The organism is Lederbergia sp. B243.17, assembly GCF_057657925.1.
Window position 1 is genome coordinate 14,200 of sequence record NZ_JBWBKF010000049.1, and the last position, 22,183, is coordinate 36,382.

Below are 22,183 nucleotides of genomic sequence, written 5' to 3' on the forward strand. Positions count from 1 at the left end.
TTCCAATACCTTTTCCAGTCGTTTTTTATCCGTTTTTCTCCGAAGTTATGGCGAAAAATTGTCTTTGTGCTCCCCTGCCGTAAAGAATAAATGATCAATCTTCCTTTGCTTTGATGGCAGAAAGGGCGAGCTTTTTAATGGTCATGTCATCCATTGGGGGATTATGCAATCCTGCACGTACATCTCGGTAGTATCGCTGCAGTGGATTACTCCGCTGCAGGCTTTTCGCTCCGACAACCCGCATCGCCTTATCGACTACAGTAAGAGCAGCATTTGTAACAGCATGCTTGGCAACCGACAGTTCATTTTCCATATATGGCCGCCTCATGGGATCATCGTACGCCTCGGCAATGCTGTACAAAACATGCCTTGCCTTGATGAGTTCCAAGTCGATCTCCCCAAGCTGCTGCTGGACATTCGGCAATTGGCTGATTGTTCCCTTGATACTGTTCGGAGAATGCTGATTGGCAAAATCAATCGCGTAATCTCTTGCTGCCTGTGCGATACCAAGGTAGCAGGCGGGAATATGGAGCATCCAGCCATTCAGCGAACCGCTTCGATCCATTCCTATCTCCACAAGCTGGGAAGCGTCGACAACCACATCCTTCAGTACAAGATCATGGCTTCCTGTTCCTCTCATTGACAGAACATCCCATGTTTCCTCTATATCCATCCCCTTCGTATCCCGGGGCGTCAAAAAGAAACCGATTGTCTCGTCCTCTTCTATCCAAGCAGAGACGAGGATATCAGTGAGGACTGGAGACGCAGTCGTGAATGTCTTTCTGCCGTTAAGCACGTATTTTCCGTCCCGTTTCTTGGCAGTCGTTTGCGGCCGGCCGCCTCTTGTCGGGCTCCCTGTTTCTGCTTCTGTAACAGACCGATTGACGATTGCACCATCAAGCACCTTTTTCGCAAAGGCGGCGAGCTGATCCTCTGTCCATCGCTTCCTCTCATAAATTTCGCCGACAACACTCATGTGCCAGCCGATCGACAGAGCCGCGTTCGCATCATAGCTTGCGAGTGTCTCCTGCACGAGAAGAAGATCATATACTCCAGCCCCTCCCCCGCCGTAAGATTCTGGCAATGTGAACGCCGTGTATCCTATCTTCTTCAATTCCTCAAATGCTTCAAATGGAAAAGAGGCTTCTTCATCCACTTGTACAGCTTTATCGGCAATTCGCGCTTTTTTCTTTTCGAGTTTATCCAGCCAATTTCTCTGGCGCTCTGTCTTGGTAAATAGTTCAAGCATCCTATCCACTCCCAAGGAAATTTATTCCGACTCTTCAGCTATGATTAATCGTATGTCACATGGATTTTCTTGTCAAACCATTGGCTGTATGGAACGCAAACGAAAAAAACACGGATCGCCTCATTGGTGATCCGTGCTACCTTACCGCTATGAAGTAGACCCGGCAAAATGGATTTGATTACGGCCGCTATTTTTTGATTTATACAGAGAATGATCCGCCAATTCAACAGCCTCGTAAAACTGGTCGGTGTTCCTCATTTCGGCGATCCCGATTGAAATCGTCAGAAGAACCCTCTCCTTTTGCCTGGTACCCTCTGCGAAAAATTGTTTTCTTTCCAGAGCGTCCCGAAGCCGTTCAGCTGCAACTTTCATAACCGCTTCCGTTTCTGCCGGCATGTACAAAATGAATTCTTCACCGCCATATCTCCCTAACTCTGCCTCATTGCTCAGTTCTGAAACAAGGCAGCTAAGTTCACCGGCTACACTCCTTAATATCGCATCACCTTGTAAGTGCCCAAATGTATCATTGATCTGTTTGAAATGGTCAATATCAATCATGGAGATAAACATTCGCTTATCCTTTTGCTTGGCATCAAGTATCTTCATTCCGAATGTTCTAATGTTCAGCAGACCGGTGAGAGGATCGCGTTCCGCAAAGTAACGGAGCTGTTCCTTCAATTTGTTTTCGCCTGCAGAAGCCCGAATAAAGAAATAAAGGATATAAGAAGTGAGCTGGAACAGAACAAGACGCAAGAAAAACAGGCCTTTTGGTCCGCTGGCGATTCCGCTTAACAGGAAAGGAAAATCGGACACGACCCAAGTAAAAAGGATTAGGAGGAAGAGGGAAAATGATCCGATCTTCCTTTTGTAGCGTGTGCAAAATACGAGTGTCACGGCGACTGGAAGAACCATTCCAAAAACGACTGGATAAATGGCTTCCACGCCTCCGATGCTCAAACTCCAAATACTCGACAAGGCAAGGGCGGGAAGAACGTATCTCCACCCCCACATAAATGAGAAAAAGAGAAGCGGGATGGCCCGCAAATCGACAGAATAGCCTCCATAATGGATTGGCAGATAAAACATTGCCCCTACGGCTAGCGTAACAATTCCTACCATCCCCGTAAAAAAGACAAAACGGGGCAGTTTTCCCCGCTTACTGATCAACACTTCAATGCATAAATGCATCAAAAAAATGATCGCTATATTGGATAAGCTGGACTGAATCACAGCATGCATGATGCCATCCCCTAAATGTATTCGCAATTCCTTAAAGAATAAATCGGTGAAGAAATTACCGACTGCTAACACGAAATTACTGCTTTTGCTTTCATCATATTGCATCCATAACCGTTTTTCAAGCTGTTTTCTATTTTTTACCATAAGGTTCTTGAACAAAAAGAGGCATAGAAAGCATTTCCTCTCCATATGTTTGAGCGAATAACGTTATTGGGAGGAAGAGTGGCATGGCCAAAAGACAAGCTATACAGATTACAGGTGAGATGCTTGAAACTTACCATCAGCTGACAAAACAGAAAAAGGAGATTGACAGGAAATTAAATGAGTTGAAGCTTCAATTTCACGATTTTTTTGATGAGACATTCGGCATGCAGCAAAAAGGCGAGCTGAAAATTGCAGGCTGGAGCGTGCAGCGGCAAATCCGAAGGTCAGAAGGTTTTACAGAGGAGGCCGTTCACCGTCTGGAAAAACTGCAGCTTGAAGAACTGATCGAGACGGTGAAAAAGCCGAATCCTATTAAGATTGCCTCTGCCATAGAACTCGGCTTATTGAAGAACGAAGACATTGAGGACTGCAGGACTGTCTCCTTCTCCCCAGCCATTACTGTAAGAGAACACTGATAGACTTTATAGACAAAAAGCTGCCCGCAAACGGACAGCTTTTCTTCATTATAAAAGAAACTTTCCTATCATGCCGCTGACGATGCCAAGCACCACAACCGAAGCGGCTGTAAACCAGAGAACTTTCCGCGGGAAAGAACGGGCGACAAGCAACAACGACGGCAGGCTGATGGCAGGAAGGGTAATCAGCAGCGCTGCGGCAGGACCGCCTCCAAGCCCGAAGGACATAAAGGTCTGGATGATCGGTATTTCTGCAGCTGTTGGAATAACGAACAGCATGCCGGCAAGCGAGAAAAGAATGATTGTCAGCAATGAATTGGATGCCGCCTCACTGACATGCGGGAACAGCCAGACACGGACCGCGCCCATCAAGAGCACCGAAAGGAAATAGGCAGGTACAATATAGAGCGTCATGCTTCCAAGGCTTTTCAACCAGCGGGTGAAGAGCGGCCCTTTTTCTTCCTCCTCTGCGTCTTTCAGCACTTGGTCCATATCCACCTTCTCCGTTGCCGGGACAAGCCGGTTGGCCAAATAGCTGACCCCAAATGTCAGGGCAATACCAAACACAAGCCGGAGCAGCGTAAATTTCCAAGACAGTACAAACGTCATGAAGATAAGAGCTGCCGGATTCAGCGTCGGGTTGCCGAGCCAAAACGCCAGGCTTGCCCCGACAGATGCTTGTTTCTTCCTGAGACCGGCTGCTACCGGAGCTGCACAGCAAGTGCACATCATGCCTGGAAGAGAGGCGAGGCCTGCGACTGCCGTGCTTCCGAAATTCGTCTTCCCGAGAACTTTCATTAACCAATTGGCAGGCAAAAGAACTTGAATGAGCGAGCCAAGGATAATGCCCAGGACCGCCGCTTTCCAGACAGATTGGAAATAGGTGACGGCATAGCTCCACGCACCCGCCCATGAAGCTGCCTGATTTGCCGGATCCCCCAAAATCGAGTCGCCAATCGAATGAGTATTTGCGGCAAGCATCGACTTTCCGTAGTAAGGGATCCACTTCACATACGCAAGTCCGGCAATTGCCACGATCGCAAATATAATAACCGGCACAAGAATCTTTTTTTGGTGCGATTGTTGCGCCGGATTATGAGTTTGTGCCATTACGGCAATACCTCCAATAATAAATTGTCGTCTGGCCTATTTTGCTCTCTGAAAGCAAAAATAAGACAACTGAACAATTATACCATGTTTGTCCTTTCCCAAGAAAGATTCCGGATCATATTTTTGCATCACGGATCACGTCAGCCATCTTTTCATTCGGATATTGCAGATCCTTATATTGCCCGATCACTTCCTCATAATCGTATGGAACCCGCTCAATCGAGGTTCTCAATCTTCCTTCATGGCACTCGACGATCCCGTAGGATGCTTTCCTCAGCCCGTCAAACGGCAGGCCTACACTACCAATATTCATAACGACTTTCCCATTCAGGAATTTGATATATGGTTTGTGAATATGAGCGTAAATATACAAGTCGGCCGGCGTTTTCATCAGCTTCGTTTCCAGGACGGTATCCTCCGCACTCGGAGGAACAACCTCAAACAAACTATCAGGTGTTGCATGGAAAGCATGAATGGATAGTCCGTCAAGCTCAAGTTTCATTTCTTTCGGCAACCCTTCCAAATAGCCTGTATCCTCTTCGTCCAGCTTTGACGCAATCCAATCCCTCTCCTGATTCATGATTTCCAGTGCCCCATCAGGCACTTCCCCTCGATGAATTCCGCGTACAACCCATTCGTCAGCATTCCCCTTGATCACGCCAGTGTTCAGTGATTGGACAAGCTGAATGCATTTTTTCGGCTCCGGACCTCTGAATGCGATGTCGCCAAGAACATATACCGAGTTGATGTTCTTCTTTTGGATATCATCCAGCACGGCCTCAAGTGCAACAGCATTCCCGTGAATGTCTGAAATAAATGCTAGTTTCATAAAAGACAGCACTCTCCTTCACTCTATGTATTGTTCCCTTGTTTCTCCATACCCCGAATCTCCTTCTGAAAATCTGATGCTGGAACGTTTTCCCCAAGTATACCATTTCAAGAAATTAATAAAAAAAGAAGCGAAATTCCTTTCGCTTCTTTTCGAGATATCAAACTTCCTTTTTCAAAAGGCCGGCAATGAGAGCGGTGACGATGGCACCGATCACAACAGCAAGCAAGTAAAGGAATGGGCTGCCTTGGACTACCGGGAATACGAAGATACCGCCGTGCGGCGCCGGCAAGCCGATGCCGAATGCCATCGATAATGCACCGGCAACCGCAGAACCTGCCACCGCAGCAGGGATGACCCGGCCAGGGTCTGCCGCTGCAAAGGGGATGGCGCCTTCAGTAATGAAGGAAAGACCCATCACATAGCATGTTTTTCCTGCATCCCGCTCCTGCTTCGTAAACTTCTTCTTAAAGAGTGTCGTCGCGAGCGCAAGGCCGAGCGGAGGAACCATACCTCCGGCCATGATCGCTGCATGCGGTGCGAAATTGCCGGCTTCGATCATGGCAATACCGAACGTGAAAGCCGCCTTATTGATTGGCCCTCCCATGTCGATTGCCATCATGCCGCCAAGCAAAAGACCGAACAAGACGAGATTCCCGGTGCCAAGATCGGATAGAAAATGGACGATAGCTTCATTCAATGCTTTGACTGGTCCTATTACGCCGAACATCATGATCAAACCTGTAATCAGGATGCCAAGCAGAGGGTAGATCAGCACTGGCTTCAGCCCTTCTAACGAGGCTGGCAAAGATCGGAATGCCCGCTTGATGCCTAGTACGGCATAGCCGGCGAGAAATCCCGCAATCAAGCCGCCGAGGAATCCGGCTTCACCGTTGAACGCAATCAACCCGCCGACCATACCAGGGGCAAATCCCGGGCGGTCTGCGATACTCATGGCGATAAATCCGGCGAGAACCGGAATCATCAGCGTAAAAGCATTCCCGCCGCCAATATCATTCAGCGCCTTTGCAATTGGATTGTAACTTGGGTCTGCCGGATCTGAGGCGTGGATGCCGAAAAAGAATGAAATGGCGATTAAAATACCGCCTCCGACGACAAACGGAAGCATATTGGACACGCCATTCATCAAATGCTTATAAAATCCGCCGACAACCCCTCCGCTTTTCTCTTCTTTTGAACCTTCACTTTGGCCATTCCCCTTAAAAATCGGAGCATCTTGCCGGAGCGCCCGATTGATCAATTGCTCAGGGTTGCGGATGCCTTGGGCGACCGGCACTTGGATTACATGTTTTCCGGCAAACCGGTTCATTTCCACCTGCTTGTCCGCTGCCACGATAATGGCGCTCGCTTCCTCGATTTCCTGAGCTGTCAGGCCATTTTTGACTCCGCCTGATCCATTCGTTTCAACCTTTATGTCGACACCCATTTCTTTCGCTTTCGTTTTCAGGGCATCGGCGGCCATATACGTATGGGCAATCCCCGTTGGACAGGCAGTCACTGCCAATACCTTCGCATTTCCGATCGGTTTATTTGCTTCTACTTCCTCATCCCCTTGCTGCTCCGCTTCATTTATTGCGGCAATCACTTCATCTTCTGTTTCTGCTTCTTCCAATTTCCCGCGGAAGGACGGATCCATTAGCAGGGAGGACAGTTTTGCCAAGGTCTCCAGATGAGTATCATTCGCTCCTTCAGGCGCAGCAATCATGAAAAACAAATGGCTTGGCTGTCTATCCAATGCCTCGTAATCAATCCCTGTCTTTGAGCGCCCAAAAGCAATCGCCGGTGTTTTTACCGCCGCTGTCTTTGCATGGGGAATGGCGATCCCTTCGCCGATACCTGTCGTGCTCTGTTTCTCCCTTGCTAAAATTGCCTCTCTATATAACGCCACATCATTCAACTTGCCTGCTTTGTCCAATTGGCCGGAAAGCTCGTCAATCACAGCCGCTTTTGAATCGGAGTGCAACTTAAGAATCATTGTCTCTTTTGTCAGCAAATCTGTTATTTTCATGAATTCTCCTCCTATACGATCCGTTCCACTTTGACATCAGGAAGAAGCTTCTCCACCGCATCCCTTGTGCATAAATCCTCAGAAAATGCAGTCGCACTGCCTGCAGCGACGCTATAGCGGAAAGCTGCTTCTCTCGACTCTCCCGCTGAGTATCCGGCGAGGAAACCGGCTACCATCGAATCTCCCGCTCCAACAGAATTGACGACCTGTCCTTTTGGAGGGGCAGCAAAAAGCACAACATCCGCATTTACGAATAGAGCTCCCTCCGCGGCCATCGAAACAATCACATTTTTAACCCCTAGCCCGGTCAGCCGTTTCGCCATTTCTGCCGCTTGATCGATTGATTTGACCTTCTCCCCGAACAATTCCCCGAGCTCATGATGATTTGGCTTCATCAAAAACGGCTTTTGCCCTGCCAGCAAACCGAGCAAAGGGCCGCTCGTATCCACTACCGTCTTCGCACCTCGATCAGAAGCCATGGTAAGGATGGTTTGGTAAAACTCAAGCGGCAACGAGGAAAGGGCGCTTCCAGCCAGAAGCAAAATATCCCCCGGCAGGAGTCTCTCTATGCATCTTGCGAATTCTTCCCTCGCTTCCCTGTTGATGACCGGACCTTGCCCATTAATTTCGGTTTCTTCTTCTGCCTTGATTTTTACATTGATTCTTGTATCCTCGGCAACTTGGATGAAATGATGGGCAATCCCATCCCTATCCAGCTCTTTTTTGATAAATTCTCCGGTGAAGCCGCCTAAAAAGCCTAAAGCTGTTGTTTCAGCACCCAGCCTGTTCAGCACTCTCGATACGTTAATTCCCTTTCCGCCAGCAAACGTTGCGGTCGCATTTGAGCGATTCAAGCCGCCTGGCTGCAAATGGTCCAGATGGACGATATAATCGATTGCCGGATTAAATGTCACTGTATAAATCATCATTCCACTTCCTTGATTGTTGTTTTTCCATCGAACATGCTGCGCAACTCATCTTCGATCCTATTTGTAAGAACAATCCCTTTATCCGCTTCCGCGATTTGGGTAAAAGTGACTTCCATAAACTTCGAAGCATCCGCCATTACATAGCATTCCAGAGACCGATCCATTGCTGTCCGTTTGATCAGCGCCTCTTCCGGATCGGGAGTAGTAAAACCGGCAGATGGATGGATGCCGTTTGACCCAATGAAACATTTATCAAAGTTGTACCGGCTGATGCCCTGAAGTGCTCCCTGTCCGATCAACGCACCTGTATTCGCTTTCAGGTACCCGCCAGATAAAAATGTCGGAATCCCTGCCTCCATTAAGGCAAGCGAATGATTGACAGCATTTGTTACCACGGTGATTTCCTTCCCTCGCAGAAATGGAACCATTGCAAGAGTGGTCGTGCCGGCATCAAGATAGATACAATCCCCTTTTTGAACGAGACTTGCTGCAAAGGATGCAATCCGCTTCTTTTCTTCTCTATGTTTCACAGACTTTTCCACCATGCTTGCTTCCGCGCGTTTTTGCTTTAATAGAGAGGCGCCGCCATGAACTCGGACTAATTTTTTTTCTTCCTCCAACTGGCTAAGATCTCTCCGGACTGTAGATTCCGAAGACCCTGTCGCATCGATAAAATCCTGCAGTTTGCATACTTGTTTCTCTTGGAGCAGCTGCAAGATGATTTGATGTCTTTCTTCTGTGAGCAATCGTCCCACCTCATTCACTTCTTCTTTTCTTTTACTCATTTTACGCCGAAAAACAGTAACTTTCAATCAAAAACATCCATAAACACTCATATCCACTCAATAACATTCATCATTTCGTCAACCAATTGGCTAAATATAAATTTCATAAAAAAATTTTGACATTTCACTTTGAATCTAGTACATTAATAAACGTAAAGCGAACAATAAAATTAAGATTAAATAATAATATTCGTATTTAGAGGTGTTCATCATGGAAAATGTATTTGATTATGAAGATATTCAATTGATTCCTGCAAAATGTGTCGTTGATAGCCGTTCCGAATGTGATACGACTGTCAAGTTCGGCGGACGTACATTCAAGCTTCCTGTAGTTCCTGCAAATATGCAGACGATTATTGATGAAAAGATGGCCATTTATCTCGCTGAAAACGGGTATTTCTACATCATGCACCGTTTCCAACCAGAGCTGCGCGTGGACTTTGTTAAAGATATGCAAGCACGTGGGCTATTCGCGTCCATCAGTGTAGGAACGAAGACCGAGGAATATACTTTCATTGAAGAACTGGCCGAGGCAAAGCTCGTTCCAGAATATATTACGATTGATGTCGCCCACGGTCACTCCAATTCAGTGATCGCAATGATCCAGCATGTGAAAAAATGGCTGCCGGAAAGCTTTGTTATTGCCGGCAATGTCGGGACTCCTGAAGCCGTACGTGAGCTGGAGCATGCCGGAGCCGATGCGACAAAGGTTGGAATCGGGCCAGGTAAGGTGTGCATAACGAAAATCAAGACCGGTTTTGGAACAGGCGGCTGGCAATTGGCGGCACTTCGCTGGTGCGCAAAAGCAGCCACTAAACCGATCATCGCTGACGGAGGAATCCGTACCCACGGCGATATCGCTAAATCTGTCCGTTTCGGCGCATCAATGGTCATGATCGGCTCTTTGTTTGCCGGCCATGACGAGTCTCCTGGCGAAACAGTCGTTAAGGATGGCAAAATCTTTAAAGAATACTTCGGTTCTGCTTCTGAGTTCCAAAAAGGGGAAAAGCGGAACGTTGAGGGCAAGAAAATGTATGTCGAGCATAAAGGCGCACTCCAAGACACGCTTACTGAAATGGAACAAGACCTGCAGTCTTCCATTTCATATGCAGGCGGCGATAAATTGGATGCGATCCGGACAGTTGATTATGTGGTCGTTAAGAATTCCATCTTTAACGGCGACCGGGTGTATTGATTAGCAGCTGAAAGATAAAGCCTGAATTTACGATGGCCAAGCAATCGTGGATTCAGGCTTTTTTTATATTATGGTTTAGGATTCATCATTCCTCACTTACATTTGCTTTGCAAAAAAGGATGCAAGCTCAATTATGAGTTCGCATCCTTTTTTTGTTGAATGGTAGTTAAACCGCTTTCTAGATACGGGCACGATAACACAACCTACTCAGGAAAGTTCTTGAATGATGCGCTCTGCCTGTTTCTTTCCGTTTTCCATACAATCCGGAATGCCGACCCCATAGTAAGAACAGCCGGCGAGAAGAATGCCAGGGTAATCCCGGTCCAGGATGGCTTCCAAATCAGCAACAGTTTGCGGATGTGTGATTTGGTAGTTCGGCATATTGTCAGTCCATTTGGTGATCACGTGAGACTCGGGTTCCGCCGTGATCCCGAGCGCTTTCCGGATATCCTCCAAAGCGACCTCTAATAATTCCTCTTCCTTCATTTCCCGCAGTTCAGGGAATTTCGGATGGGCACTTTTGTAAAAAAGCCTGACGAGCAGCTGGTTGTTCTTTGATGTATGCTCCCACTTACGGCTTGTCCATGTGCACGCATTGCAGGAGAGTTCATGCTGATTCGCCGCAATGAAACCTGTGCCGTCCGCCGGCAATATGTTATCAGGCACTGAGAAGCCAACATAGGCACTGATCAGCGAGCTCGTTCTGAGCTGGGACAGCACACGGTCAACTTCCTCGTCTCCGAGCAAGCCGATTACTGCAGTATGGGGCACGCTCAAAATGATGGCGTCTGCTTCGAGCCTTTCCCCATTCTGGAACGTGACATTGTAGGAGCTGCTGGTTTTCTCAATCTTCTCTACTCGGTGATCCTTCAATACCTCTGTGTCATTCAGCTTATTTTCGTAAGCATGGATCAGGGTTTGCAGACCCTTCTCAAAAGAGAGGAATTTCTTCCCGGCCGCATTTTGGTAAGATGACAGATTCTCCTCGAACCCTTTCATGATGCTTCCGTATTTCTCCTTATACTGCAGAACGGCCGGCAGAGTAGAAGCGATCGTCAAGTCGCTGAGCTTTCCCGAATAAACACCAGACAGAACAGGGGAGATTTGTTTTTCCACCAGTTCTTTACCGAGAAAATATTCAAGGAAAGATCCGATTGAATCTTTTTCCGTAAACCGGTCATTCTCTGTATATAGGTCTTTAAGTGCCGCTACCTTTCCCTCTGCGGACACCAATGTGCTTTCCGCAAGCGACTTCACGCCCGCCGGAATGCCGAACACGGAGTCAGCCGGGATGGATTTCAGTTCACCGTCAACATAGATGAAGGATTGGCCCGTTGCGTTATACACCACTTCCTCGCCGATGCCGAGTTCATCGATCAGCCCCTGATCGATTTTCCTGGTAACGATTGAATCGGCGCCAGTTTCCATAATGAATTCTTCATCCGCTGCAGTTGAAATTTTTCCTCCAAGTTCTTGCCCGGCCTCAGCCAAAACTAACCGGATATCCGCATTTGTTTCCTTTTTCCATTTATCCAATTCATAAGCGGCGGACAAACCTGTGATCCCTCCGCCAACGACCAATACCGTTTTCATTGTATGACACCTCTGTAATTGGTTTTCTCAACCAAAGTGTACCACATGAGGACGCAGACAGCTTCTATAGAGAAAGAAGCTGCAACGGAATTTCCGCTGCAGCTTCACCAATTGTTCTTATTTCCTAAAAAGGATTCTCCTATGCCCCATCCGACCGGCTTCTCAATTTTCGTCTCTGATAAGTAGACAACAAAACTCCTCCTACGATGAACAGCGATCCAAAAATCTCAGCGCCAGTTATCGGTTTGGACAACAAAAGGAGTCCCATGACCATGGCGACAAAAGGTTCCAGATTCGATAAAATGGAAGCTTTTGATGCGTCAACATGTCCAATGTTCTTATTCCAAATCAACGTGGCGATGCCATGTACAACGATTGCAGTTCCAATCAAAAATAACCAATCCGGCAGTTTGGAGCTCACTTTTAGAGGGTTGTCCAGTAACAAGACGAAAGGAAGTGACACGATCAAGCCGACTACATTTGAGTAGAGCGTAATCGTATGGGGGTCAATCCGGCTGGCAAGCAGCCTCGTCATGATAATCATGATCGCAAACGTCACCATTGTGACAACAATCCACAGGAGGCCTTTATCAATCTGCAAAGAAGAGGTATTCCCTTTTGTTACGACAAAATAAATCCCGATGATTCGACGAGAGAGCCCAAAAGCATACGGATCGTAAATTTTTCTTTCAAAAAAATCGCAGCCAACACACCTGTTAAGATCGGGGTAGTCGCCAATATCAATGCCGATGTTGTTGGATCAGCGGTTTCGAGGCCTTCAAAGAAAGACCACTGGTTGATAAACACCCCTACGATCCCAAGGAAGACCAGTGCGAGCAAATCCGTTTTGTTCACACGCCTAAATTGTTTTTTGCAAGCGGATAATCCAATCAAAAATAGAACAATAAACAGAAGTCTAAGTGATGTTAACAGCGCTGGGGAGAAATCCCGAACTAGCAGCTTTCCAAAGACAAAGTTGCTTCCCCACACCAGTACACAAAATATCAGCCAAGTATATGCTCTTAACATCCCTATCACCTTTCCATATCAAATGCTAACTGTTCTATTCTATACTGATGGGGATTTTCCGTATACCTTTTCGCTGTCTCCATACATGAGAGACGCAAAGAAGCTGCGGAATTCCGTTTCCGCAGCTTCTTGAGTCTTCTTATTGATGCAACGCTGAGCGTAAATCATCGACCAGGTCTTCGGCATCTTCGAGCCCTACTGAAATCCGTACAAGTCCATCCTCAATGCCCAGTTCCAGTCTCCGTTCCCGAGGAATCGAAGCATGGGTCATTAGAGCAGGAATAGAGATTAGGCTTTCGACAGCGCCGAGGCTTTCTGCCAATGTGAAATAGCGGACGTTTTTCACAACTTCCCGCGCTTTTTCCTCACTTTCTACCGTGAAGGAGACCATGCCTCCAAATCCGCCAGCTTGGGATTGGTGGATTTCATGTCCGGGATGATTCGCGAGACCCGGATAGAAAATCTTGCCGACTGCTTCCTCTTCTTGGAGCATCTTTACAATTGCTTTTGTATTCGACTCAATTTCCTCCATGCGGATACCGAGCGTTTTGATGCCCCTCATCAAAATCCAGCTGTCCTGCGGTCCCAATATCCCCCCGGTGGAGTTTTGGATAAAATGAAGGTCCTCTCCGAGTTCTTCTGTTGCCGTAACAACGAGACCAGCCACTACATCACTGTGCCCGCCAAGATACTTCGTCGCACTGTGAAGGACAATATCCGCACCGAGTGCAATCGGGTTCTGCCAGTAAGGCGTGCTGAATGTGTTGTCAACGATGAAGAGCAAATCGTTCTCTTTGGCAATCTCACTGGCCGCCCTGATATCCGTCACTTTCAAAAGCGGATTCGTCGGCGTCTCAACATAGATTGCCTTTGTCTCAGGTTGAATCTCCGCCTTGATCGCTTCCAGATCCGTTGTATCAATAAAGGAAACATCTATGCCAAAACGGTTGAAAACCTTCGTCATAACACGGAAAGTACCGCCGTATACATCATCAGTCAGAATCAGATGATCGCCAGATGAGAAAAGCTGGACAACCGCCGTGATGGCAGCCATACCGGATCCGAACGCAAACCCGCGGGCGCCGCCTTCGATATCCGCAATCAGCTTTTCCAGCGCTTCCCTCGTCGGATTGCCTGTTCTTGCATATTCATATTTGAAATTGCCGACGCCGTCCTGCTTAAATGTGCTCGACTGGTAGATCGGCATTGATACTGCACCAGTATATGGATCCCTGCTGATTCCGCCGTGTATCAATTGGGTTTTCTTTTTCATCCTTGCTTCACCTCGTCATATATTCCGCTGCTTATATATCGTTCGCTGCTATCAGGAAAAATGGTGACAATATTGCTTCCGGGCTGTGCCTGTTCCGCTTCCTTCAACGCGGCAGCCAGCGCAGCTCCGGAAGAGCTCCCGACCAATAGGCCTTCGAGCCTTGCCGCTTCCTTTAGATGATGGAATGCGTCCCGATCGGATATCGTATAAATTCCATCGAACAATGCCGTGTCGATAAATGGCGGAAGGAATTCCATGCCGATTCCTTCTGTCAGATGGCTTCCCGGCTCCCCGCCGTTCAATATGGAGCCTTCAGGCTCAACGACGACACAGCGGACGCCTGGGATTTGATCCTTTAAATAGCGGGCAGTTCCGGTAAACGTCCCTCCGGATCCCGCTCCCGCTACAAATATATCAATCTGTCCGTCCATGGCCTCTTCAAGTTCGGGACCGAGCGTTTCATAGTAAGTGGCAGGGTTCCATTCATTTTGAAATTGCCCCGGAGAATAGGAACCTGGAATTGTTTGAAGCAGTTCTTCAGCTTTTTTGATCGCGCCTTCCATCCCAAGTTCTGTCGGCGTATTAACCACCTCTGCTCCGAGTGCCTTCATCAAGATTTGCTTTTCCCTGCTGAATTTCTCCGGTGTGACGAATACAGCCTTCACTCCGTAGTGAATCGCCGCAAGCGCCAAACCGATGCCTGTATTTCCGGCAGTCGGCTCAATCACCGTGCCGCCCCTCTGCAATTTTCTTGAACGAAAAGCCTGTTCAAGCAAATATTGGCCGAGTCTGTCTTTTACACTGCCGCCGGGATTAAAAAATTCCAATTTAGCAAACAGCCTGACTCCTTCCGGCAGAGGAAAGGCGGTCAATTCTAGCAACGGAGTATGACCGATCAATTGTTGAATGTTTTTTGCGAACTTCATGCTGCTCCCTCTTTTTCAGGCAAATACTTGGGTCCATTCATCTTTTTTTGCCAGCATTTTTCTTGCTGCTTCTTTTGCGCCTTCCAGGCTGTGACTTGCTGCCCAGCCGCATTGCACTTCGTTGCAGGCTGGCACTTCAGTCGCTTCCAGAACGTCATTCAGCGTTTTTTCCAAAATATCGAGTACTTCTTTATAATCATCGTGGTTGATCAGCGCCATGTAATAGCCCGTTTGGCAGCCCATTGGCCCAATGTCAACAATTTTATCTGAGTAATTGCGGCTGAACTCTGCCATCATATGCTCAAGCGAGTGTAAAGCAGGCATTTCTAAATGCTCTTTGTTTGGCTGGCAAAAACGAATATCATATTTGCGGATAACATCGCCGTTGATCCCTTCTTTCACACCTGCAAGCCGGACATACGGTGCTGCTACTTTTGTATGGTCGAGATTAAAGCTTTCTACATTCATTTTTTGTTCTGCTGCCATGATTATCTCTCCTTTTTTACTGCGTCTACTAGCCAGACAAACTCATTTTGTTGTTCAAATTTTACTAGGAAACCGTTCTTCTCGAATAATTCGATCAGAACCGGAATGGTCGTGTAGTACTCACTCTTTAAATCTTCAGCAAGCCGGAAGAATCCCTTTTCCTCGGACTCTTTGATTTTTGCTTCATAGGCATCCCGATCCCAGAACACGGTATCAGCAAAAACCACTCTCCCGTTCTCCTTAAGTACTTCATGAAAACGGCCAATCGCCCTATCTTTCTCTTCATCTGTCAAATGATGAAAGGCATACGTGCTGACGATTGCATCCGCCTTTGCCGGAGGATCGGGAAACTGAAGAAAATCTCCGTCAATCAGGTTAAGATCAGGGAGCTTTTCCTTTGCCTTTTCCCTCATCCCTTTAGATGGTTCTACAGCATAGACGTCTCTTCCTTTGCTGACAAGCTTGCTCGTCAGATTGCCGGTTCCGACGCCAAATTCAATGACAAAACCGGATGCTCGGTCTGCCACCTCTGCCAAAATGTCTTCATACCGTGCAAATACATCCATATATTCAAAATCATGGCCCGAAATCGTTCCATCATACGTGTTGGCCCACTGGTCAAACAGGTCGTTGAATTCTCTCCCCAAAGTCATTCCCTCTTTTCGCATTACTTTACTCGGAATTAACTTTAGACTACCAGATGTTTTTAGAAAAATCAAGAATAGCTAACGCCCATTTTTTCGCGACAATACATTCGCGACAATACAAATGAAGAAGAACCATTTACAAAGGCAGCAACACACAAAAAAACTGAATCCTCAGCGGAATCAGTTTTGAAGTTAGGAAGTTACTGCTTTTTAACTCTTTGATAATTGTTTTTTCCATTCCGCTTAATCTCGTACATCGCATTGTCCGCCTTTTGGACGATTGTCTCCAAATCTCTGCCATCGTCTGGGAAGAGGCTGATTCCCAAGCTTCCCGTCACATGGAGAGAATGCTGTTCGATTTCAAAGGGATTTTGCAAAGACGCAATCATCATTTCGGCTTTTGCTTCCATCGCTGCTTCCTGAATGTCTTCAAAAATCATGATGAATTCGTCGCCGCCATAGCGGCAGACAAAATCGTTTCCCTCTATAGCTGCCTGCAGACGCGAAGCAACCATTCTCAGCAACTGATCGCCGACCTCATGACCGAGCGTATCATTGATTGATTTAAAGTTATCCAAATCCATGAAAAATACAGCCGCTTTCCTTGATTCTTTTCCTCTCACGGATAGCCGTTCCCATCGTTTCTGCAACAGTCTCCGGTTCGGCAGGTTCGTCAGCGAATCAAAATGCGCCTGGTCGTAAATTAATTTCTCAAGCTCTTTTTGTTCGGTTATATCGTGAGCGATAGTGGAGAGAAATTCAACCTCACCATTTTCTGATTGATGCGAGACGATGATTTGGGACACAGGGATGTTTGTCCCATCCTCTTTTACAATAAAGGTTTCTCCTTTCCAATGGCCATTCTTTATCGCAAAAGGAATTCCTTCTTCCTTGATCTTTGTGGTTAACCATCTATCCTTCACTTCTTCACTGGCAGCATCAGGTTCCTGAATTCCGAGCATTTTACGTGCAGCCGGGTTATAATATGTGCCATTGTTAGCCAGATCGAAAGTGGCAATAAAATCAGGGCATGCATCAATGATTTCAAGCAACTGACGTTGTTTTCTTTCAATCATTTTCCTTTCGGTAATATCCCTGTCTATCCCTCGATAGCCGACACATTTCCTGTTTTCATCGATAATGGGAGAACCGCTCGTTTCTAAAATAACTTCATGTCCATCGCGGTGCAAGTTGATATTTTCCAGACTGTTGAACGGCAGTTTATTGGACACATGATAGGCGAAGACGGCAGCGATCTTTTTTGCTTCTGCGGGCTCCATCAAGTCAAAAGGTGTCTTCCCCACTACCTCAGACGGCAAGTACCCTAATATGTCATATATGCGCGGGCTGGCATACGTATAGACCCCATTCTCATCGACTTCCCATATCCAGTCACTTACCTGCTCTACGAGCATGCGGTATCTTTGTTCATCTGTCTGCAAATCTGTCCCCCGCCTCTCTGTGCTTTTCCAGGTCAACTCGCACACTAGAAATTTGAAATTCCTGTTATATTATAGCAAAACACTAGGAAAATAGGCGGACTTTCAACTTATTTACAATAAAAAAAGGAAGGGAACCCCTCCCTTCCTTCCTCTTGTTTACACAGCCTTTTTGCCAATAAGCTTGGTGATGCCGAAAGCTGAACCCAATGCTGCCAAAGCGATTGCAAGCGGCGGAACAAAGCTCACAGTGCCAAACTCGACTTCGGAAGCTAAAGCAGCCGCGGCTTCCCACGGAGAGTCGGGTGTGTAGAACATTGTCAGCAGCATGCCTGACAAAATTTGCAATCCGATAAATGCAAAGATAAAAATGACCAGAAACAATGCATACTTTCTCAAGAGATCCCCTCCTCCCCTATCCGTTACTACGTACAACTATCCGGACAGGTTTCACGGTATCATAAGAAAACGTAAAATCCGGATCACTATGCAGGCGGGATGCATGCTGTTTCCTTAGCTATAAAGGTGGAGATTTTTTTCTTAAAAATCCTCAAGCGAACCTGAAGTAACCTCACCTTTGTACATCGTAAGCACTCGTTTCGACCTTCTGGCAATTGCTTCTGCTGAGCATGAGGCATCAACCAGCACGATACTGGCTTCATCCCCTGCATTGGGCCACACTTGTTCTCCTTGATAATTAAGAGGTGTCTTGCCATCCGTAATAAATGATAGTGTTTGGGCTAAGGATTGTTCGTCCACCCATCCTGAAATTTGGGCTAAGCAGCCAGCCCGTTCTAAAATGTCCCCATTTCCGAAGGGTGACCAAACATCAAATATATTGTCACAGCCAACTGCAACGGATACCCCTTTGTCGTGGAGCAATCCAACAGGCGGGAATTTTCGGTTGATCGGCACACTCGTAATGATCGTAATGCCGGCATCAGCAAGGATCTCCGCCATGCTTTCTGCCTGAGCGGAAGGGATATCCCCGAGCCCAAATGCATGACTAATGGCAACCTTGCCTTGAAGTCCGGCTTCTTTCGTCAACTCGGCCAACCTTTTCATCGTGAAGATACCGAGATGATCTGCATCATGCAAATGCAAGTCGATTCCTGCATTTGTTTCGGCAGCCAGTTCGACCATCGCTTGCAGGGAAGCCTCGATGTCGCCATCCACCGTAGCCGGATCTACACCGCCGACATAAGTAGCCCCTTGCTGAAGGGCTTCACGAACGAGGTTTTTAGCATTCGAGCGCAATAGTCCATGTTGAGGGAATGCCACGATTTCATAAGATAATTTCCCTTCAAATGTCTGCAATGCTTTTTTAACCTCTTCCAGATTGTTCAGCCCAACCTCCGGATAAATGTCCACATGCGTCCGTATATGTGTTACACCAGCTGCCAAATAACGAGCAAGCAACTTTTCCGCACGTGCCTGTGTTGTCGTTTCCAAAGAAGGCAAAACTGTCTTCTCGATTTCAAGGCGCTCAAATATACTTTTTACCGGTGTAACTGAACGCCACCGGTCACCAAGCAGCGTCTTATCCAAATGACAATGTTTTTCGACGAAAGATGGAAGCAACAGCAAGCCATTCGCATCTTTTTGCGGCAAATCATCCGCGATTGTTTCAGCGGCATGTATGACTTTTGAAATTTTGCCGCCATCAATCAGCAGATGAAAACTTGCCGTATTCGTACCTGTTACGACACCATTTTGTTTTTGGTAGCCTGTTTCTAATGTTGTATTTGTCAGCCAAAAGGCAGTACTCATAAGATCGGTCCCTTCTATATTTATATTTTGCCGGAAACAAGATTTCCTTCAAAGAAAACCGCTTTTCTGTTCGCCCGCCGTGCAACGGCTTCTGCTGAACAGCTGGCATCGACAAGAACAAAATCCGCTTTATCTCCCGCTTTAGGCCAATTCTTTTGCCCATCTTCAGCTAAGGTTGTGATTCCACCGGTAATATATCGCAAGCTTTGTCCAAGCGAAAATTCATCACTTAGCCTGAAACGCTCCGCCAACGTACCTGCTTTCTCCAAACTGTTCCCTTTTCCAAATGGAGACCAATGATCGGTGATACTGTCATCGCCAAGTGAGACGTCTACTCCTTTTTTATGTAAAAGGGGAATAGGGATCGTTTTTCCAATCGGTACCGATGAGGCAATGGAAATGCCGTGGTGGGCAAGCAGCTCTGCGACCTCACCAGCTTCTTCTAGTGAGACATCGGCAAGTGCCAGTGCATGGCTTATCGTTACTCTTCCTTGCCATCCCGCTTCCTCGGTTAAGGCAGCCAATCGTTTAAATGTGAATATGCCAAGATGCCCGGGATCATGGATATGAAGATCGATATTCGCATCGGCTTCTACAGCTAATTCCATCACCGTTTGCAATGATTTTTCAATATTTCCGTCTATTGTTGCTGGATCAACACCCCCGACGAAAGTGGCTCCATTACGAAGTGCCTCCCTGACGAGTGAAACAGACTGGCTTCGCAATAAGCCATGCTGAGGAAAAGCGACAATTTCAACAGCGGCCTTTCCCTTATATGCTTCGGCTGCCCGCATCGTAGCTTCTAGGTTTTTCAGCCCGATAACAGGGTCTACATTACAATGTGACCGAATGTAGGTGGAACCGGAACTAAGCAGCAATTCCAATAAATTTTTCGCCCTTTCTTCAGCAACAGGCAGCTGGTCCGGCAGTATGATCTCTTCTTCTTCCAACCGAGTGATAATCCCCTTCGTTGGAATCGTTGGCGCTTTCCAAGGGCCGCTGTAGTATGTTTTGTCGAGATGGATATGCATGTCCCTGAATGAGGGGAGCATTAAGTAGTTGTTTGCATCTTGCTTAGGCAAATCCGTTTGCAGCGGTTGATCCGCGGAGACGATTTCTTTGATTGTACCCTCTTCGATGCGCAGATGAAATTCCTCTGTTGTCGTTCCAATTACAGAAGCTTCTTCATATTCGTATCCCGTTTCCAATGTCACATTTGTTAGCCAATAGTGTTTATCTACCATGTCTATCGCCTCCTCTTGATGATTTTCAGATATAATTCTATCAATTCTCTTCTATTAGTATATCCACAATCTCTTGATATCCTAGTTGTTGAGCATGTTGTAAAGGCGTAATCCCATCCCGGTCACCAATGTTAACATCAGCTCCATGATCCACCAGCAATTGCACGATTCTCTGATGGTCTTTGCCTCCATTGCCAAGGATGATGGCTTCCAATAAAGCAGTCCAATGCAGATTGTTTATATGGTTTACATCGATATCAGAGTTGGTTAAAATCTCTTCCACAACCTCCACATGTCCCCGTTCGGAAGCGGGAATGAGCGCAGTTCCGCCATACCGATTTGTTAAAGCAGGATCAGCCCCAGCTTCAACAGCCAGCCGGACGATTTCAAGCAACCCTTCAGCTCCAGCATACAAAAGCACATTATCCTGCCTTTGATTGCGGATATTGATGTCAGCCCCATGTTCAATCAGAATCTTTACCGTATCTGCATGATTTCTCTGCGTTGCAGCCATTACTGCTGTATCTCCGTGAGAATCTGTCGCATCAATATGTGCTCCAGCTTCCAACAACTCTAAAACGGTTTCATTTTTTCCTTCTGCTGCTGCAGAAATCAGCTGTTGTTCCAAATTCATTTCATCCTTTTTCTCCACTTGTATTGGTGAACCTTCCTTGGAGCCTGAACCTGTAGTGCATGCAGTAAGTGCAACTGCAAGCAAACTGATTAAAATCCCTCTCAGATTTCGAATACCGTGCACCTCCTATATAAATAGGCTATCATGAGAAGGGTTATATGAAAAATATTAATTTCATTCATTCTACTTATGTTTTCCATATAGAAAGAAAGGATGATAAGGGTGGATATACGGCAACTGCGCTATTTTATTGCAATTGTAGAAGAAGGAAAAATCTCTGCTGCTGCTAAAAGGCTTCATATGTCCCAGCCGCCATTAAGCCAACAATTGAAATCAATGGAAGAGGAGCTCGGATCCAAATTAGTCGAGAGAAGCGGAAAATTTTTAGTCGTGACAGAGGCAGGAAAAACCTTATATAAAAACGCTTTGCAAATTACTCAATTGATGGAGGAAACAAAAACAGAGGTCATGGATGTCGGCAAAGGAGTAAATGGGAGACTCACTCTCGGGGTAAACACATTTTCAGCGAACGGCTTGCCAAAGATTCTTGAACGATTCCAAAAACATTTCCCCAAGATGACGTATAAGATTCAGCAAAACGAATCCTCTCACCTTTGTCAATTAGTTCGGGAACGAGTTGTGGAATTAGCCATTATCCGCATGCCGCTCAAATTGGACGATTTTTCCGTCCTTCATCTATGCGATGAGCCCTTTTATTTCATTACAACAAAGGAGCTTCCTTTCTTTGATCGAGACATCTCACTTGCTGACGTCCAACAGTATCCACTCCTTTTTCCGAGCACTGAAGGATTAGGGGTGCATTACTTAATATTAGAGGCATTCTCCCGTTCCAAACTGCGCCCTACGATTGTGGGAGAGTGTTCCGACATCAGCCTGTTGATGGACCTCGTCGCAGCTGACTTTGCCGCAGCCATCGTTCCAGAAACCTTGCTTCATCGATATCGGGGCTACCCTATTCATGCTTATCGCCTCTCAAACAAAGATGGGGTGACAGGCTCAGTCGGATTAATCTGGCTCAAAGACCGTACCTTGTCCAAAGCTGCGCAAAATTTTGTTGAGATGATGCAGAAGGGATAGAGGTATGTACATTAAGAAACCCAGCTATCCTTCCATGAGAAGAACAGCTGGGTTTCCAA

Annotated in this window: 20 protein-coding genes and 1 pseudogene; 3 read left to right on the forward strand and 18 right to left on the reverse strand. The window is 46.7% G+C overall.

All coding sequences use genetic code 11. The annotated features are described in order from the left end of the window. Positions 1 to 94 precede the first annotated feature (94 nt). The gene (locus AC0TWI_RS09490) at positions 95 to 1,249 is read right to left on the reverse strand and encodes an acyl-CoA dehydrogenase family protein (protein ID WP_488126108.1); all 1,155 of its coding nucleotides are present in this window, start codon (positions 1,247 to 1,249) and stop codon (positions 95 to 97) included. 147 nt (positions 1,250 to 1,396) lie between these two features. Further along, positions 1,397 to 2,488 carry a GGDEF domain-containing protein gene (locus AC0TWI_RS09495; RefSeq protein WP_488126109.1) on the reverse strand — a complete coding sequence of 364 codons (1,092 nt, stop codon included), beginning with the start codon at positions 2,486 to 2,488 and terminating at the stop codon, positions 1,397 to 1,399. Between the two features lie 227 nt (positions 2,489 to 2,715). On the opposite strand from AC0TWI_RS09495, the gene AC0TWI_RS09500 reads away from it, so the two are divergent. Further along, positions 2,716 to 3,108, forward strand: a complete 393-nt coding sequence (locus AC0TWI_RS09500) for a hypothetical protein (protein ID WP_488126110.1) — start codon at positions 2,716 to 2,718, stop codon at positions 3,106 to 3,108. Positions 3,109 to 3,156: 48 nt separating this feature from the next. Here AC0TWI_RS09500 and AC0TWI_RS09505 read toward each other — a convergent pair whose 3' ends face one another. From AC0TWI_RS09505 to AC0TWI_RS09525, 5 genes are all read right to left on the reverse strand, one after another. After that, the gene (locus AC0TWI_RS09505) at positions 3,157 to 4,218 is read right to left on the reverse strand and encodes a permease (protein ID WP_488126111.1); all 1,062 of its coding nucleotides are present in this window, start codon (positions 4,216 to 4,218) and stop codon (positions 3,157 to 3,159) included. 115 nt (positions 4,219 to 4,333) lie between these two features. After that, positions 4,334 to 5,047 (reverse strand): metallophosphoesterase family protein, encoded by a 714-nt coding sequence (locus AC0TWI_RS09510; RefSeq protein ID WP_488126112.1) that lies wholly within the window; start codon positions 5,045 to 5,047, stop codon positions 4,334 to 4,336. A 160-nt stretch (positions 5,048 to 5,207) separates the two neighbouring features. Beyond that, positions 5,208 to 7,076: a PTS fructose transporter subunit IIABC gene (locus tag AC0TWI_RS09515; protein ID WP_488126113.1), complete on the reverse strand. Its 1,869-nt coding sequence runs from the start codon at positions 7,074 to 7,076 to the stop codon at positions 5,208 to 5,210. Between the two features lie 11 nt (positions 7,077 to 7,087). Further along, on the reverse strand, positions 7,088 to 8,002 hold the full coding sequence (gene pfkB, locus AC0TWI_RS09520) for a 1-phosphofructokinase (protein WP_488126114.1): 915 nt from the start codon (positions 8,000 to 8,002) through the stop codon (positions 7,088 to 7,090). Beyond that, entirely contained in the window at positions 8,002 to 8,751 is a 750-nt protein-coding gene (locus AC0TWI_RS09525) for a DeoR/GlpR family DNA-binding transcription regulator (RefSeq protein WP_488126134.1), read from the reverse strand. The genes pfkB and AC0TWI_RS09525 overlap by 1 nt, the downstream gene beginning before the upstream one ends. A gap of 250 nt (positions 8,752 to 9,001) precedes the next feature. Here AC0TWI_RS09525 and guaC point away from each other — a divergent pair, with 250 nt between their 5' ends. After that, the gene (guaC, locus tag AC0TWI_RS09530; protein ID WP_488126115.1) at positions 9,002 to 9,985 is read left to right on the forward strand and encodes a GMP reductase; all 984 of its coding nucleotides are present in this window, start codon (positions 9,002 to 9,004) and stop codon (positions 9,983 to 9,985) included. Positions 9,986 to 10,192: 207 nt separating this feature from the next. Here guaC and hemG read toward each other — a convergent pair whose 3' ends face one another. The 11 genes and pseudogenes from hemG to AC0TWI_RS09585 form a co-directional block, all read right to left on the reverse strand. After that, a complete protein-coding gene (gene hemG, locus AC0TWI_RS09535) occupies positions 10,193 to 11,578 on the reverse strand; it encodes a protoporphyrinogen oxidase (protein WP_488126116.1) in 1,386 nt (461 codons plus the stop codon). Between the two features lie 139 nt (positions 11,579 to 11,717). Then, a pseudogene (locus tag AC0TWI_RS09540) lies at positions 11,718 to 12,607 on the reverse strand (DMT family transporter). Between the two features lie 139 nt (positions 12,608 to 12,746). Beyond that, positions 12,747 to 13,880, reverse strand: coding sequence for a bifunctional cystathionine gamma-lyase/homocysteine desulfhydrase (locus AC0TWI_RS09545; RefSeq protein WP_488126117.1), 1,134 nt, complete (start codon positions 13,878 to 13,880; stop codon positions 12,747 to 12,749). Further along, positions 13,877 to 14,806, reverse strand: coding sequence for a PLP-dependent cysteine synthase family protein (locus AC0TWI_RS09550; RefSeq protein WP_488126118.1), 930 nt, complete (start codon positions 14,804 to 14,806; stop codon positions 13,877 to 13,879). Before AC0TWI_RS09550 ends, AC0TWI_RS09545 begins: the two co-directional genes overlap by 4 nt. 15 nt (positions 14,807 to 14,821) lie before the next feature. After that, positions 14,822 to 15,292 (reverse strand): S-ribosylhomocysteine lyase, encoded by a 471-nt coding sequence (locus tag AC0TWI_RS09555; RefSeq protein WP_488126119.1) that lies wholly within the window; start codon positions 15,290 to 15,292, stop codon positions 14,822 to 14,824. 2 nt (positions 15,293 to 15,294) lie between these two features. Next, the gene (locus AC0TWI_RS09560) at positions 15,295 to 15,939 is read right to left on the reverse strand and encodes a class I SAM-dependent methyltransferase (RefSeq protein WP_488126120.1); all 645 of its coding nucleotides are present in this window, start codon (positions 15,937 to 15,939) and stop codon (positions 15,295 to 15,297) included. 200 nt (positions 15,940 to 16,139) lie between these two features. Continuing rightward, a complete protein-coding gene (locus AC0TWI_RS09565; RefSeq protein ID WP_488126121.1) occupies positions 16,140 to 17,381 on the reverse strand; it encodes a diguanylate cyclase domain-containing protein in 1,242 nt (413 codons plus the stop codon). Positions 17,382 to 17,537: 156 nt separating this feature from the next. Beyond that, positions 17,538 to 17,777: a hypothetical protein gene (locus tag AC0TWI_RS09570; protein WP_488126122.1), complete on the reverse strand. Its 240-nt coding sequence runs from the start codon at positions 17,775 to 17,777 to the stop codon at positions 17,538 to 17,540. Between the two features lie 141 nt (positions 17,778 to 17,918). Then, entirely contained in the window at positions 17,919 to 19,148 is a 1,230-nt protein-coding gene (locus AC0TWI_RS09575; protein ID WP_488126123.1) for an amidohydrolase, read from the reverse strand. A 20-nt stretch (positions 19,149 to 19,168) separates the two neighbouring features. Then, positions 19,169 to 20,392 (reverse strand): amidohydrolase family protein, encoded by a 1,224-nt coding sequence (locus AC0TWI_RS09580; protein WP_488126124.1) that lies wholly within the window; start codon positions 20,390 to 20,392, stop codon positions 19,169 to 19,171. Positions 20,393 to 20,432: 40 nt separating this feature from the next. Beyond that, the gene (locus AC0TWI_RS09585; RefSeq protein WP_488126135.1) at positions 20,433 to 21,020 is read right to left on the reverse strand and encodes an ankyrin repeat domain-containing protein; all 588 of its coding nucleotides are present in this window, start codon (positions 21,018 to 21,020) and stop codon (positions 20,433 to 20,435) included. Between the two features lie 228 nt (positions 21,021 to 21,248). Here AC0TWI_RS09585 and AC0TWI_RS09590 point away from each other — a divergent pair, with 228 nt between their 5' ends. Continuing rightward, positions 21,249 to 22,124 (forward strand): LysR family transcriptional regulator, encoded by an 876-nt coding sequence (locus AC0TWI_RS09590; RefSeq protein WP_488126125.1) that lies wholly within the window; start codon positions 21,249 to 21,251, stop codon positions 22,122 to 22,124. Positions 22,125 to 22,183 lie beyond the last annotated feature (59 nt).

Excerpts from the sequence above, each read along its gene's own strand:
- AC0TWI_RS09490 (WP_488126108.1), bottom strand. The coding sequence starts at position 1,249 with ATGCTTGAACTATTTACCAAGACAGAGCGCCAGAGAAATTGGCTGGAT.
- AC0TWI_RS09495 (WP_488126109.1), bottom strand. The coding sequence starts at position 2,488 with ATGCATGCTGTGATTCAGTCCAGCTTATCCAATATAGCGATCATTTTT.
- AC0TWI_RS09500 (WP_488126110.1), top strand. The coding sequence starts at position 2,716 with ATGGCCAAAAGACAAGCTATACAGATTACAGGTGAGATGCTTGAAACT.
- AC0TWI_RS09505 (WP_488126111.1), bottom strand. The coding sequence starts at position 4,218 with ATGGCACAAACTCATAATCCGGCGCAACAATCGCACCAAAAAAAGATT.
- AC0TWI_RS09510 (WP_488126112.1), bottom strand. The coding sequence starts at position 5,047 with ATGAAACTAGCATTTATTTCAGACATTCACGGGAATGCTGTTGCACTT.
- AC0TWI_RS09515 (WP_488126113.1), bottom strand. The coding sequence starts at position 7,076 with ATGAAAATAACAGATTTGCTGACAAAAGAGACAATGATTCTTAAGTTG.
- pfkB (WP_488126114.1), bottom strand. The coding sequence starts at position 8,002 with ATGATTTATACAGTGACATTTAATCCGGCAATCGATTATATCGTCCAT.
- guaC (WP_488126115.1), top strand. The coding sequence starts at position 9,002 with ATGGAAAATGTATTTGATTATGAAGATATTCAATTGATTCCTGCAAAA.
- hemG (WP_488126116.1), bottom strand. The coding sequence starts at position 11,578 with ATGAAAACGGTATTGGTCGTTGGCGGAGGGATCACAGGTTTGTCCGCC.
- AC0TWI_RS09545 (WP_488126117.1), bottom strand. The coding sequence starts at position 13,880 with ATGAAAAAGAAAACCCAATTGATACACGGCGGAATCAGCAGGGATCCA.
- AC0TWI_RS09550 (WP_488126118.1), bottom strand. The coding sequence starts at position 14,806 with ATGAAGTTCGCAAAAAACATTCAACAATTGATCGGTCATACTCCGTTG.
- AC0TWI_RS09555 (WP_488126119.1), bottom strand. The coding sequence starts at position 15,292 with ATGGCAGCAGAACAAAAAATGAATGTAGAAAGCTTTAATCTCGACCAT.
- AC0TWI_RS09575 (WP_488126123.1), bottom strand. The coding sequence starts at position 19,148 with ATGAGTACTGCCTTTTGGCTGACAAATACAACATTAGAAACAGGCTAC.
- AC0TWI_RS09580 (WP_488126124.1), bottom strand. The coding sequence starts at position 20,392 with ATGGTAGATAAACACTATTGGCTAACAAATGTGACATTGGAAACGGGA.